This window comes from Trichocoleus sp. DQ-A2 (genome assembly GCF_039961915.1).
Classification (GTDB): Bacteria; Cyanobacteriota; Cyanobacteriia; order Cyanobacteriales; family FACHB-T130; genus FACHB-T130.
The window spans coordinates 119,545-134,697 of sequence record NZ_JAMPKD010000001.1; the positions used below are offsets into that span (position 1 = coordinate 119,545).

General features: G+C 45.9%; 8 protein-coding genes. 4 read left to right on the plus strand and 4 right to left on the minus strand.

Annotated elements, in window-relative coordinates; translation table 11 throughout:
* The first annotated feature begins 8 nt into the window (after nucleotides 1-8).
* Together NC997_RS00495 and NC997_RS00500 are read left to right on the plus strand one after the other, a co-directional pair.
* Entirely contained in the window at nucleotides 9-1,811 is a 1,803-nt protein-coding gene (locus NC997_RS00495) for an ATP-binding protein (RefSeq protein WP_190440094.1), read from the plus strand.
* Between the two features lie 441 nt (nucleotides 1,812-2,252).
* On the plus strand, nucleotides 2,253-6,710 hold the full coding sequence (locus NC997_RS00500; RefSeq protein WP_190524336.1) for an EAL domain-containing protein: 4,458 nt from the start codon (nucleotides 2,253-2,255) through the stop codon (nucleotides 6,708-6,710).
* Between the two features lie 53 nt (nucleotides 6,711-6,763).
* Here the strand turns inward: NC997_RS00500 and NC997_RS00505 are convergent, their stop codons facing one another.
* Genes NC997_RS00505 through cobN form a run of 3 tightly spaced genes read right to left on the minus strand, consistent with a single transcriptional unit; the run spans nucleotide 6,764 to nucleotide 12,718 of the window.
* Complete coding sequence (locus NC997_RS00505) at nucleotides 6,764-7,435, minus strand: DUF3226 domain-containing protein (RefSeq protein ID WP_190430185.1); 672 nt, start codon at nucleotides 7,433-7,435, stop codon at nucleotides 6,764-6,766.
* The gene (locus tag NC997_RS00510) at nucleotides 7,435-8,565 is read right to left on the minus strand and encodes an AAA family ATPase (RefSeq protein WP_190524338.1); all 1,131 of its coding nucleotides are present in this window, start codon (nucleotides 8,563-8,565) and stop codon (nucleotides 7,435-7,437) included. Before NC997_RS00510 ends, NC997_RS00505 begins: the two co-directional genes overlap by 1 nt.
* Before the next feature lie 37 nt (nucleotides 8,566-8,602).
* Nucleotides 8,603-12,718, minus strand: coding sequence for a cobaltochelatase subunit CobN (cobN, locus tag NC997_RS00515; protein WP_190524341.1), 4,116 nt, complete (start codon nucleotides 12,716-12,718; stop codon nucleotides 8,603-8,605).
* 136 nt (nucleotides 12,719-12,854) lie between these two features.
* Between cobN and NC997_RS00520 the strand changes: the two genes are divergently transcribed.
* Together NC997_RS00520 and NC997_RS00525 are read left to right on the plus strand one after the other, a co-directional pair.
* A complete protein-coding gene (locus NC997_RS00520; RefSeq protein ID WP_190524345.1) occupies nucleotides 12,855-13,547 on the plus strand; it encodes an N-acetylmannosamine-6-phosphate 2-epimerase in 693 nt (230 codons plus the stop codon).
* Nucleotides 13,548-13,769: 222 nt separating this feature from the next.
* Nucleotides 13,770-13,925, plus strand: a complete 156-nt coding sequence (locus NC997_RS00525; protein WP_190524348.1) for a hypothetical protein — start codon at nucleotides 13,770-13,772, stop codon at nucleotides 13,923-13,925.
* An 89-nt stretch (nucleotides 13,926-14,014) separates the two neighbouring features.
* Here NC997_RS00525 and NC997_RS00530 read toward each other — a convergent pair whose 3' ends face one another.
* Nucleotides 14,015-15,055 (minus strand): hypothetical protein, encoded by a 1,041-nt coding sequence (locus NC997_RS00530; protein WP_190524351.1) that lies wholly within the window; start codon nucleotides 15,053-15,055, stop codon nucleotides 14,015-14,017.
* Between the last annotated feature and the right edge of the window lie 98 nt (nucleotides 15,056-15,153).

The following is a 15,153-nucleotide window of genomic DNA, read 5'->3' on the forward strand; positions in this document are numbered from 1 at the left end:
CGAATGCAATGAAAATATTAACTAAGTTTATTGGATCTTCTATTGCCGTACTAGGGCTAATTTTATGCCTTACAGTTGGCAGTGAAGACTGGCTCAAAGAAGTAGAAAAATCCACCGAAACGAGCCGAGAAAGAGCCGCTCAAGCTGACAGTATAGTCTTGAATCTAAAAGTTTCTTTAAGAGACCAGATCGCAGCACTGAGGAACTATCTCATCCTCAACCGCGACCCCTCAGATATGGCAAAATATCACAAGGCGATGTCTGACTTTATCCTTAGCTTGGATGACTTAGAAAGTCTGATGCCAGAAAATTCAGGCCTGACAGTTGTTCGCCGTCGCCATAGTTTTCTCGTCCGCTTAGCAACAGAGCTTCGCGATACACCTTCTACTCTTAAACAGACTCAGCAGGATTTCAGAACCATCAATTCTTTCAAAGAAGATATTGATTTCTCTTTAAACTCTCTAGTTAGTAATATTCAGCAACAGTATGCTCTAGCAAGGCAAGAATCAAATAAATTTAAAGAGACCACCCATATTATTAGATATGCCACTACAGGTTTAATTCTTATAATTCTCACTGGGCAGATGATATTAATATTAATCCCAGTCATTTTATCTATAAAAAAACTCCAGTTAGGAGCGACAAAAATTGGTGCAGGTAATTTAGATTATCGCCTAAATATTCAAACAGGAGATGAAATTGAAAAATTGTCTTGCGAGTTCAACCAAATGGCAAAAAAACTTGCAGAATCTTACTATTTTTTAGAGCAAAAGATAATTGAACGGACTGCCGAATTGATTGAGTTAAACCAAAACTTAGAAATTGAAATTTCCGAACGCAAGCAGGCAGAAACAGAACTTCAGCAAGTTTTGCAAAACTTGCAACAAACCCAAGCTCAGCTCATTCAAACCGAAAAGATGTCTAGCCTTGGTCAAATGGTTGCTGGGGTAGCTCATGAAATTAATAACCCCGTTAATTTTATCCACGGCAACCTTGTGTATGTGGGTGAATATACACAAGATTTGTTGAGACTGGTGCAGCTTTACCAAAAACACTATCCTAACCCAATTACCGAGATCGAGGAGCAAGCAGAAACTGTCGAACTTGACTTTATTATTGCAGATTTAGACAAAATCCTATCTTCGATGAAAATTGGCACTGAACGTATCCGTCAAATTGTTCTTTCTTTGCGGAATTTCTCTCGCCTTGACGAGGCAGACATGAAGCCAGTTGATATTCACGAGGGATTAGATAGCACTCTTTTAATCTTGCAAAATCGATTAAAAGCTAAGCCGGAGCATCCCGCTATTGAGGTGGTTAAAGAATACGGAAATTTGCCTTTAGTTGAGTGTTATGCGGGTCAGATGAATCAGGTATTTATGAATATTATTAGCAATGCTATTGATGCCCTAGAAGCCTTTGATGGCTTATCGTTCATTGCTCGTAACAATGAACAATCGACAAGTAATCTTGAACCATCCCCAACGATTCGGATTAGCACTCAAGTTTTGCACCCCGACCGTGTTGCTGTGCGAATTGCTGATAATGGACTAGGCATGACGGAAGAGGTAAGAAAACGGCTATTCGATCCGTTTTTTACGACCAAGCCAGTTGGGCAAGGAACGGGGCTGGGGCTATCAATTAGCTATCAAATTGTAGTAGAGAAGCATTCAGGAATGCTTCGCTGCATTTCCGAAGCGGGACAGGGAGCAGAGTTTTGGATTGAAATCCCGATGCGTCAAAGCCAGAGAGGCTCTACTGCAACTGTTCGAGAGAGGTCAAATCGGTCAAAACCTATGGCAATTTCTTAAGCGTTGTCCTCTTATTGTTGAAGGGATGTATTAGGGAAGCTTAAGGAGGCGATCGCTCTTTGCTTTTGGCCTTCCTCTAGGCGACGCCGCAGCGATTGGATATTAAGTTTCTCTATCTCCTTCTTGACGTTGATTTTCTAGAGACTCCATATCCCGCGTCTCTACAAACGATGAATGCTACCTCTAGGTTTCTGGCTTTTCATAAAAGTTTTATGTCTAAAATTTAACTTTAGTATCTTTTTTATTAATCTTTTATAAAAAAATCATATATTTTTGGAAGTCTTTTTAAGGTTTTCCAGTTCTATGCCAGAGAGATGACTTCTCTAAACTGGCATTACCTTGCCTATTCCAGAATTCACGAATAGGTAATTGTTACTAAGCATTTATTATTGAAACACTATTTCAAGTAGCAAGACGGTTTAGCATCAGGAACCCATTTAGATGAAAATCAGCCACAAATTGATGACAGGTTACTTAGCCGTTGCTCTACTTGTTGAAGTGGTTGGATATGTCGGAATTAAAGGAACGAATAATCTTGAAAAAAAGTACAACGAAGTTATTAATGGAACAATTCCTTTTCACTATGAGTTAGAGCGGTTGCAATATGTTTCGGATACAGTAGTTTTGTATACTAAAGAATTAGAATTCCAAGAGATAGAAAGAAATCCATCTGCAAAAGATATTGTATTGACGCAAAAATATCAAAAGGTGGAGACTAGCCAGGAAAATTATCGCAAGGCTCTGAATGATTATAAAGAATTAGCGAACTATTTTTTCCCATCTGAACAAGGATTGTCAGAAGAAATCCAAACTTCAGGTGAGAGACTTTTAAAATTATCCAATGAGGTAATCGGCTTAAAAAAGCAGGGAAGGGTAACTCCAGAGTTACTGGCAAAAGAAAACGAACTGGAAAAAACCAGCCAACAATTTATAGGAACTATTAACCAAAAAATTCAGGCTCAATCGCAAGAGTTGGAAACGGAAAGAAAGAAGATTCATGAAACTCTGCTCTTGACCGACAGAATGATATTTGGCGTCGGTTTATCTACCCTCTTAATCGCTATATTTCTTGGTCTTTTTATCTCGCGGTCTATATTGAGTCGGCTAAACAAACTCAAAGCGGCTGCGGTAGAGATAGGCAAGGGCAAGCTAGAGACAAAAATAGACGCTTCCACCAAAGATGAGCTGAGCGCCTTAGCTGATGCTTTCAATAAAATGGCTGAGGATTTGCGGCAGAAAACAGCGGATGTAATCAATGTTTGTGAAAGCATGGTGGAATCTCTGATCGTGGTAACGCCCGATACCATGATTCAGTCAGTTAATAAAGCAACCTGCGAACTTTTGGGGTATCACAAAGAGGAGTTAATTGGGCAACCGATAGGAGTTATTTTTGCCGATGAAAAATTTCCTTTTACAGCGTCGGAGTTGGATGATTTAACTCAAAAAAGGGTTGTCCGAGATGCAGAAAAAATTTACCTGTCCAAAGACGGGAGAAGAATCTCGGTGCTGTTTTCCTGTGCAGCGATCGCAAGCGTATCGGATAGAATTCAGGGAATCGTTTGTGTAGCCCAAGATATCACGGAACGGCAGCGAGCGGAGTTGGCGATCAAACAAGCGAAAGAAGAACTAGAAATTAGAGTTGAGGAGCGCACAACTGAGTTAAAGCGTGCAATTGGGCAATTTCAGGGCGAGATTGTCGAGCGTCAGCGGGTAGAGGAAGCACTGCGCGAAAGCGAGGAGCGGTTTCGGACGCTGATACAGGAGCTTCACGTCGGCGTTTTACTGCAAGGAGCCAACGCAGAAATCCTGCTGAGCAATCAAGCAGCTATCGACCTTCTCGGTATCACTGACAGCCAACTGCTGGGGAAAACTTCCTTCGATCTGGATTGGAATGTCATTCATGAAGATGGTACGCCGTTCCCCGGAGAAACCCATCCGGTGTCGCAAGCGATCGCAACTCGTCAAGCCGTGCGGAATGTCGTGATGGGCGTTTATCGTCCCAGTGTGGGCGATCGCATCTGGCTATTAGTCAATGCCGAACCTCAGTTGGCAGCGGATGGTCGCCTTGAACAAGTAATCTGCACCTTCAGCGATATCACCAAGCGCAAGCAAGCAGAGGAAAGACTCGCGCAGCGCGAACGCTACTTATCAGCATTGGTTGAAGTTGAGCGCCGGTTGCTGACTTTTGATGGCAGCGTCAATTGCTACACGGAAATATTGGTACAACTCGGACAAGCAGCAGGCGCAAGTCGCGTTTACGTATTCGAGAACCATCGTTCGCAAATAGGCAACTTGCTGATGAGTCAGCGTGCCGAGTGGTGTGCCGAGGGCGTTCAGCCAGAAATCGACAATCCGGCGCTGCAAAACCTTTCTTATGACGACTTCTTCCCCCGCTGGGCATATTTGCTAGAAAAAGGTGACATTGTTGCCGGAATTGTCGCTGAATTACCCGAATCAGAGCGTTTTATCTTAGAACCTCAGGGAATTCTTTCCATCCTAATTTTGCCCATCATGGTTAAGGGCGAATTCTTCGGGTTTATCGGCTTTGACAACTGCATAGAAGCGCGTGCTTGGGAACCTTTGGAAATCAACCTGCTGCGTGCAGCGGCAGCCGCCATCTCTCTTACTCAAGAACGCAAGCAAGCAGAGGAAGCAGTAACACGCCTTGCCGGGATTTTGGAAGCAACGAGTGATTTCGTAGGCAGTGCGGACAATCGAGGACGCGCATTTTACATTAACCAGGCAGGTCGTCGCTTGGTCGGAATTCCTCTCGAAGAGGATATCTCAAACCTCAGCGTTGCCAGTTGCCACCCGAAATGGGCGGGTCAAATCATCTTGGAGGAGGGAATTCCTAGTGCGATTCGCGATGGCGTCTGGTGTGGCGAAACTGCACTTTTGACCCGCGACAAACGGGAGATTCCAGTTTTGCAGCTGATTATTGCCCACAAGAAGCTGGATGGAAGCGTTGACTTTCTTTCTACCATCTCCCGCGATATTAGCGATCGCAAGCAAGCAGAAAACGCTCTCAAACAGCTCAACGCAGACTTAGAAAAACGAGTCCTTGAGCGTACAGCAGAATTAAACAATGCGATCGCGCAATTGGAGGGCGAGATTGCCGAGCGCAAGTGGGCAGAAGAGGAACTGGAAAAATCCCTGTCCCTGCTCAAGGCGACGCTCGAATCAACAGCTGATGGGATTCTCGTAGTTGACAAAACCGGAAAAATAGCCAGTTTCAATCAAAAATTTGTCCAAATGTGGCGCATCCCCGACTCTATTGTCGCGGCAGGGAATAGCAACCAAGCCTTAGCATTTGTCCTAGAGCAGCTAAAAAACCCGGAAACCTTTATCACCAAAATTCAGGAACTCTATAGCGAACCAGACGCAGAAAGCTACGACCTCCTTGAATTTAAAGATAGAAGAATCTTCGAGCGCTATTCCCAGCCTCAACGGATTGGGGGAAAAGTCGTCGGTAGAGTGTGGAGCTTCCGCGATGTCACCGAGCGCCAACAGGCAGAAGAAACCATCCGCTATCAAGCGTTGCACGACCTGCTGACTGGCTTGCCGAACCGGATGCTATTCAATGAGCGGCTGTCTGTGTCCTTGGCGTATGCACGTCAAAGCCAAAGTACGCTTGCCGTAATGTTTTTGGATTTGGATCGTTTTAAGACGATTAACGATACATTGGGGCACGCTTTTGGCGATCGCTTGTTGCAAAGCGTGACTGAACGAATGATCGGCTGTCTGGGGGAGGATGACACCGTTGCTCGTTGGGGAGGGGATGAATTTACCCTACTTATCCCCCAAATTCGTTGTAAAGAGGACGCTGCTAAGATTGCCCAGAAAATCTTAGAAGATTTAAAGCCAGAATTTTATTTAGAAGGGCACTCCCTGCATATCAGTAGCAGTATTGGGATTGCACTTTATCCCAGTGATGGCGCAGATGCTGAAACACTTTTGAGAAACGCCGATGCTGCCTTATATCGTGCCAAAGAAAAAGGTCGGAATAACTATCAATTTTATAATCCAGCAATGAATTCTCAGAATTCTGAGTTATTGGTACTCGAAAACGATTTGCACCATGCTCTAGAACGGGGAGAATTTGTCGTTTACTACCAACCTCAAGTCAATACAACGACTGGAGAAATCACCCACGTTGAAGCCCTGTTGCGCTGGCAGCATCCAAAGTTTGGGCTAGTTTCTCCAGGAATATTTATTCCCCTAGCGGAAGAAACCGGACTCATCGTACCAATTGGGGAATGGGTGTTAAAGACTGCCTGCGCTCAAAATAAAGCTTGGCACGATGCAGGATTTGCAGACTTACAAGTGGCGGTTAACCTTTCTGCCCGACAGTTTCAGGAACCTGATTTAGTCAAAATGGTGACGCGAGTTCTGGAAGAAACTGGACTCGAAGCGCCATTTTTGGAGTTAGAAATTACTGAAACAATCACGATGCAAAATGTAGAATTTACCCGAAAAACTTTGAGTGAGTTGCATCGGATAGGACTCTACATTTCTCTAGATGATTTTGGGACGGGATATTCTTCTCTGACTTATTTGAAAAAGTTTCCCTTCCATACCTTAAAAATTGACAAATCCTTTGTTCGAGACTTGACAAGCGACCCCAATGATGCAGCCATCATTACAGCGATCGCAGCGTTAGGAAAGGTACTCAATCTGAGACTGGTTGCGGAAGGCGTGGAAACAGAAGCGCAAAAAGATTTCTTGCAAAATCTCCAATGCGAACAGATGCAAGGGTACTTTTTCTGGCGACCTCAAGCGGCTGAGGAGATTACCAAAATACTCGAAAAATCTTTCTCAAAGATAGCCAAACATTCAAGTTGTGTATCCGTTGCTAACTGTTCCTGTAGCTTTAGACTTTCAGCGGAAGCGATGCGATGATGGCTTAGGATGGATACGGAAGCGATCGCACAAAACTTATATTTTCGTCTTGCTCATGACGGATTAGGCAACTCAAACAGTAGTTTTAACCAAGCAACAAAGATGAGTGCGATCGCACAATCGTAACGTAGCACTTGTGCTGTGATTGCCTGCCCCATAGGCATTCCTGGTGTTTGTTGCCAAGCTAGCCAACTGTGGATCAAGGCTTTGGGACGGTGAACTAATGTATAGCAATTGAGGCAATCCTGTTCAATTTCTTGCAAAATTGCTTCTGCTTTCGGACGCAAGGCATCATTTTGTGGGATTAGATGGGCAACGAAATCTTCTAAAATTCCCGGAATTTGATTATCTGGCATCAGCCAAACCCCTACTCGTGGTAAGTCTGGCGGAGCATAAATCCAGCCTTCAGCAGGTGGAGATTTGGGAATGTCTTTGTAGCCACTTGCACTCAGGCGATCGCGTACCGCTTGCCATCGTGCCAGTAAGTCTTGATCGGCATCCACTACAATTCCTAATGTACGCAAGTTTTCTTGTTTCAGTTTTAAAGGCAAGCTCATCAAAAGTGCTTCTATTCCTGGATCTTCATCTTCTTGAGGCACTTCTACAGAAAAGGTTTCTGGAAGTTTATGTTGTTCGCACAAAGCCCAAATAACGTGTCGGTCATTCTTTCCTTCAACCAATAATTGCTGCGGTTTTGGTTTAGGTGGTTTTCGTGATAAAGGCATCAACGCACCTCAATACTTTGGCGCACAGCAATAGATAATTCATCAGGAGTGTATTCAACAGCACGTATATTTTCATCCTTCCGGCTTAAGCGAAATAACTTTCCTATTGAGCTATCTTTTGTTTGAGCCAAAGATTCTTGAAATGCAGTTATACAGTCCCAACTATGGGTAGTAGCAAATACTTGAATGTTCAACCGTTGTGATATTTCTAATATTAAACGCCACATATCAGTTTGCGTCTGATAGTGAAGACCTGTATCAATCTCATCTACAATTAAAAACCCGTTTTCAACTGTCACTGCTGCCATAGCTAGAGTTAGAATCCGGCGCATCCCATCACCCATACTACCTAAAGGAATTGGGTTAGGCTGTCCGCGCAGCTTGACTAGGATGCCACTGTTAAAAGTCTGTCGGCTAGTGAAATTAATGCGCTCTATAGCTGGCTCCAGAATTTGCAATGCTTCTATTATGCTGTTTTCTTTGGGGGTGAGTGTTATTTTGTCCCATAAAGCAGCTAATTGCTCAAAGCTCATCATACCAGTTGTCAAAAACAGGCTTTTAATACTAGTCTTTAAAAAGACACTGGATGGCGCTTGTTTTAGTAATTGAAAGGAGCGTGATTCAATCGAGCCATCCTCATCGACAGATATATCCTGTCTTGTAGCTCGCTCGTCTGAAATGTAAATAAATACAAGGTTAAAAGCATCTGTATCAATATCATCTTGTTCACTTATGCCTTCATCCTCAGAATGTAAATCCTTCTGAACTGAAGGAAATAGGCCGATGCTAAGTGAAAGGGAAAGGGGGCTTTCTTGCCGCGATTTAAAATGAATGTCTTGTTCAGGCTGAAACTGATGGCTATGAAAGATATGTCTAATTTGATATCGATTCAAGCGATGTATTACTTCGCCAGATTCACGTATAAAAAGCTGTTCAGCAAACTCACCTCGCTTATCTAGTAAATCCAGAAGAAGCGAGGGGCTATTCTGATTAACTAACAGACAAACTGCTTCCAGTAGACTGGTTTTACCGCTGTTGTTCATGCCGACCAGAAGATTGACACGCGCCAAACCGTCGATATAGAAATCCTTGAAGCAGCGATAGTTTTGGATAGTGAGATCGCGTAACATAGATTCTTCTGCTGTGCAGCGGTTGTTATCTTCTATATTAAGGGGCAGTGGTAGATTCGATGACGGCTTCGGCTTGGTGAACTAAGCTTCTCAACTTATCCACCATTTCTTGATTGACGTTTTGCCACAAACCGCGCTGATTAGCTTCTAGCAAACGTTCTGCCATATCTCGCAATGCCCAAGGATTCTTCTGATGGATGAAATCCTGCACAGATTGGTCGAATAAGTACGCTTCTGCAACTCCTTGATACATAAAATCTTCCACACAATTTGCTGTGGCATCATAAGCGAAGAGATAATCAACGGTTGCTGCCATTTCAAAAGCACCTTTGTAACCGTGGCGCATGACTCCAGCAATCCATTTTGGATTCACGACACGAGAACGATATACTCGCGCAATTTCTTCTCGCAGTTGCCGCACTTTTGGGTTTTCAGGAAGGGAATTATCCCCAAAGTAAGTTTGAGGATTTTTGCCACTCATTGCTCGAACTGCTGCTGTTAGACCGCCTTGAAATTGATAGTAATCATCTGAATCTAATAAATCGTGTTCCCGGTTATCTTGATTGTGCAATACGATTTGCATCTGGCGTAGACGCTGCTCAAAGGCTTCTGGAGCGGCGATTCCCCCTAAACCTCTTTTGTTCAGGGGAGGAGAAGAAACATCTCCCGCAACTCCTTTTGACAAGGGAGGCGAGGAATCTGCGGTGCTAGTGTAGGCGTAACTACTCCAGTTGATGTAGGCACGGGCTAAATCTTCGTCATCTGTCCAGTTTTGGGCTTCGATTAAGCCTTGCAATCCCGCACCGTAGGCACCAGGTTTAGAACCAAAGATGCGATAGCGCGATCGCATTTCTGCTTGTTCCTGATTTAACCCCGCCGCTTCCCATAACTCGGTTTCTTGTTTAACTTGCGCTGCTAGGGGGTTTTGTTCCGGCGGTTCATCCAACGCCGCTACCGCTGCCACCGCTTGATCGAATAGATCGATTAAGTTCGGAAAAGCATCGCGGAAAAAGCCAGAGATTCTTAGCGTGACATCGACGCGGGGACGATTTAAAACGGAAATTGGCAAAATTTCAAAATCTACCACCCGCCGCGATGGACTATCCCACACAGGTTGTACTCCTAACAATGCCAGTGCTTCTGCCAAATCATCGCCGCCAGTCCGCATCGTGGAAGTTCCCCATACGGATAATCCGAGTGTTTTGGGATACTCGCCGTTTTCTTGCGTATATCGTTCAATTAAAGCTTCTGCTGCTTTGCGCCCGACCAGCCAAGCGGTTTCTGTGGGAATTGCCCGAATATCAACCGAGTAAAAATTGCGACCCGTAGGCAGAACGTCTGGGCGTCCTCGTGTTGGTGCGCCAGAGGCACCACTAGGGACAAAGCGCCCATCTAAGCCGTGCAATAAATTGGTGATTTCTTGGGTAGTTTGTTGCAGGGAAGGCAGAAGGTAGCTGCATATCCACTCCAATTCTCTTTGCGTGGCATCACCGTCTACCCCACCCCAAGCCTCTCCGTTAACGGGGAGAGGGTAAGAGGGAGTGGAAAGGGAGGGGGCGATGAGTAGATATTCCACCAAGTTAGCTGCTTGTTGTTCTAATGCTTCAACTGCGTCACCAACAGTGCGATAGGCTGCAATTGTTTGCTCGTTGTCCCCCTTTTGAACGGGGGGGATAGGGAGAGGTTGAGCCGGATCTGCTGTCAAGGGGTCGAAATCTAAACCCCAATCTTGGGCGATCGCGCGAGTTAAACCGATACGATGAGTACCGGGGTGACGAGCGATCGCTACTATCAAATCCCTGAGTTGTCGCCCCTGCGGACATTGCCCAAAAATGTGCAAACCATCTCGAATTTGAGCCTCTTTTAATTCGCACAGATACCCATCAGCGCGGGTAAGGAAATTTTGGATTTCCTCACTTCTGTTGTTAAGAGTTTCTAACCCTAAATCCTGATGGAGGTTTTCTTCAAGGATTAGCTGAGTGATGCGATCGCTTATCACTGGCAGGCGCGACGGATCTAAACTCTGGGCTTCATAATACTCGTCAATTAATCCTTCCAATTGTTGCAAAGAACCATAAAGTTCAGCGCGAGTTATCGGCGGCGTTAAATGGTCAATAATTACCGCTTGGGCGCGACGTTTAGCTTGCGAACCTTCGCCAGGGTCATTGACAATAAAAGGATAAAGATGAGGTAATGCGCCAAAAGCAACCTCTGGATAACAATTTTCAGAGAGTGCCACACTTTTACCCGGCAACCATTCCAAATTCCCATGTTTCCCCACATGAACGATTGCATCTGCCCCAAAATGTTGCCGCACCCAATAGTAAAAAGCAAGATAACGATGAGGCGGTTCTAAATCTGGGGCGTGATAATTCAAACTAGGATCAATATCGTAACCCCGCGCTGGTTGAATCCCTACAAACACATTACCCAGATAAATACCAGGAATCGGGAATTCAGAAACAGAACCAGTTAACTCAATAAATCTCTCTTCCCTCTCTTCCTTCGCGTTCTTAGCGTCTAAAGCGCTAACGCGCATGGCTTTGCTAGTGCGGTTCATCTCCAAAACCGAACTCCAGCGATCGCATATTCCCTTCTGCACGTCCACTGGCAACGTCGCAAAATACTCCTGATATTCTTCCCCACAGACAAATTGCCCGACGGGGCGCAATCCCCCCTCCGGATCGTTCGTCACCCCAGCCGTTAAACGCCCAATCAATTCATCTCCAGTTTCCGGGATATTTTCAACCTGATACCCAGCCAACTGCAACGCCTTGAGAATTTCCACACAACTTGCTGGAGTATCCAACCCAACACCATTGGCAAGACGCCCATCTCGGTTGGGATAATTAGCCAAAATCAAGGCAATTCGGCGCTCAGATGGTGGCGTTTGGCGTAGTTTTGCCCAATTAGAAGCTAAGTCAGCAACGAACTCAATGCGATCGCGTACTGGCTCATAAACCACCACATCCGTTTCCAACTGAGGATTCCGGGTTTGCACCGCCTTAAACGAAACCGCACGGCTAATAATCCGCCCATCCACTTCTGGTAGCGCTACATTCATCGCCATATCCCGTGGCGATAGCCCCTGAAACCCAGATTCCCATTGTTCCACCGTGCCACCGCTGAGGATTACCTGCAACACTGGTACATCTAAGGTACTGAGTGCTAATGGCTCATCGCTCATCGCTAATTTTTGACCATTCGCGCTTGGCAATGAGCTAATCGCAAAGCTGGTGGTACTCAGCAAAACCTGTATGGGTTCTGCATCTTTAGGTTGGAGTTGTTGCAACACTTCTTCCTGCACATCCGGATCTCGCAGAGAAGAGACAAAAACGGGGACGGGTTCTAATTTTCGTGCGGCTAAAGCTTGGCAAAGCGCATCAATTACAGCGGTATTTCCCGCTAAATAATGAGCGCGATAGAACAAAATCCCAACTTTCGGATCTAACCTCTCCCCCAATCCCTCTCCTGCAAGGAAAAGGGACTCGTTCTCCCCCTTCCCTCGTAGGGAAGGGGGCTGGGGGGTTAGGTTTTTATTAATATTATTCGCGCAATTAATGGGAGATGGGAAAGGAGAATTTTCTCCCTCATCCCCCATTTCCCATTGATAAAGCCCCACGCGAGGAACTTCTTGGGGTGGGAGTGGATTGTAACTACCTTCTAGACAAACATCAGCAATAAATTTTAGGGCGTTGGCGAAATTTTCCCCGCCCCCTTCGATGAGGTAGCGCCACAACTGGTTCACAACTGATAGAGAAACACTAGAATGACTGATTAAATCAGGATCTGGGCGATCGTCTCCTGGCAGGACAATCAATGCTGCACCCGTTCGCTGCACTGTCTCGCGTACTACTTCTAACCCGTAAGACCAGTAAGAACGTCCTCCCAGTAGCCGTAAAATAATTACCTGTGCCTGCTCTAGCACTTCTTCTGCATAAGTATCAATACTGAGCTGTTGCTGCAACTGCAAAAGATTGACGACTCGTAGCGCTGGAAATCCCTCTGGTAATTTGGATACGGCTGCGGCGAGCGTTTGAATATCGGTGTCCGCTGCGGTGAGAAGGACGATCGGGGCAGGGGTTTGTTCGATAAAAATGACGCCTTCAGCGTCAGGATTCCATCCCCCAGGAGTAGCGGCTAGACGATGCATAATAGCGATTTTAGATTTTAGATTGGCTCTTGAGATTCGCTCTTGCCAAGGTATGACTTTCTCATACTTAGCTGAAAGTGGATTGCTCAAAGCTCATGGTTCGTTGTTCAATGTTCATGGCATTTGACGATAAACCATGAACCAAAATTCCCAAGGATTAAACGCGCTGAGTCAAGGTCTGATTGTATCTTGTCAGGCTCCGGTTGACTCGCCTTTACATGAGCCATCGGTAATTGCCGCGATCGCGCAAGCCGCTATCCTTAACGGAGCCGTCGGTGTCAGAATTGATACGCCCGCTCATGTGAAGGCAGTCCGGGAACGGGTAAAATCACCGATTATCGGGCTGTGGAAACAACAGATACCGGGGTACGAAGTTTATATTACGCCGCAGTTTGAACACGCGGAAGCGATCGCTCAAGCCGGTGCGGATATTATTGCCATTGACGCTACTTTACGCGATCGCCCAGGCGCGGAAACAGTAGAAACACTCATTACCCGGATTCACGATGAATTAGGCAAGCCGGTGATGGCTGATGTGGATACGATAGAGAGCGCGATCGCGGCGGCGGCGGCTGGTGCAGACATTGTCGGTACCACGCTCTATGGCTACACTGCCCAAACGAAAAATCTGGCTCCTCCCGGCTTCGATCTTCTCGCCCAAATAGTCGAACAGCTAAGCGTTCCAGCAATTTGTGAAGGTGGCATTGCCTCACCGCAGCAAGCTAAACACGCCTTGGAATTAGGAGCTTATGCTGTTGTCGTCGGCACCGCAATTACAGGTATAGATTACAACGTAAAGATGTACCGTACTGCTTTCCCAAATTCATAAAAATCATAATTTTTAGCTAAAAATAATTGTAATAATTAAAACTTTGACTACTTAATTATCAGTATTTCTCGTGAAACAGCAGTTTTTTTCTAGATTTAGTCTCAGCACGTAGGTAATTATTGGGATATACTTCTTTAGGTAGAGGCATACAAAGATTGCTCTAGTTATCTTTGTGGTCTAAAAAATTGTGAATGTGCCAGGGCGCTACCTAGGGTAATTTTTATGCACGCTTTACCACGAGTTATCAGGAAAACCGGCTTTTTATGGGCGTTGGTTGCAGTAGGTGCATTTCAGGGATTGCTGATTACCTGGATGCTGCCAACCCAAAGTTTGAACTTTAACAATTCGCCCCAATCGGTGCGTGCGGGAAATCGGTAGTTACGTGCAAAAACAAAAATACCCTCGATGCCTCGAAGGTATAACCAGAAAAAGTATTTTAGGTAGATTTGGCGGCACCCGCGCAACAACTAAGTCGCCGCCACTTGACGCCGCTTCACAATCACCATCGTGTTTCCCACGACTGGACTACGCGCTAGCACGTCGCCTTGAGAATCGGCGATTTGTAGCTTGCTGAAGTCGAGTTCTCTAGCACGTTGCAGCATTTCAGCAGCTAATTTGTCCTGCTTAGAGACAGAGAGATTGTACCAAGCATCTCCTACCTTCACGATTAGCAAACTGCCTGGAAAGTTAGCTTCAATCGACTGAATCAGCCCATTTTCATATTGGCTGGTAATTTCAGTGACTCGATTTTGGATAGAGGCAATCAGGTTTTGCTCTGGAGTCAGCACTGGGGGAGGCGGCGTCACCGTTTCCACGGGTTCCGGTGCTTCAGGCGCTTTTAATTCCGGTGGAGTGGTAATTTGTGAAGTCGGAAGATTCGCCACGTCAGTCGGAGGCTTCCCAGGTATTAGGGCGGCTGTTGTCCAGAGTACTACGAGAAGAACGCCTGCGATCGCTCCCGACAAAGCCGTATTCGACAGCTTTTGACTGATTGCTTCCGGCAGAATTGAGCGGATTCTCCCTAGCGTCGCATTCCACAACATCACAAAGCGCATCCAACTCTGACGGAACCTCTCTAGAGGACTCGGCGTCGGTGGCAAAGGCACCACCTCAGCAGGGGGTGTCTCTGGTGCTGGCGTGTCCGCAGAGGTTTCTAGGGCTGACGTCTCTGTAGCCAATGCTGGTGCTTCTGGCGTCACTTCTGGCGTCACTTCTGGCGTCAGCTCTGTCACCCCCTCAGTAGGTTGAAATACCACCTTTTCCGGAGGAGAAGGAGTCCTTGAGGGTAACTGTTCGGTAGGTTCTGCCTCCAGTTTTTCGACAACCCCTTCCAGTAGCTGAATTGTGCCACGCAGAGTTTTAAGGCTTTGCACTTTCAGAACGGGTTGGAATCTAGCCCAAATTTGCTGGAGGGCTTTTCCCGATTGGCTTTTTGCCCCCGTGGGCGTCGGCGTTTGGGGTGCCGGTTTAGCTGAAGAAGTTGGCTGTTTCGGTTGATCTTCTGGCATCGAATTTCCCCTGAGGGCAGTGCAAATAGGTGCAATTACGGTAAATTTTTACCGAATGCTGCCTTCACAGCCCTAATCTACCACTTTGCTATTCTGCT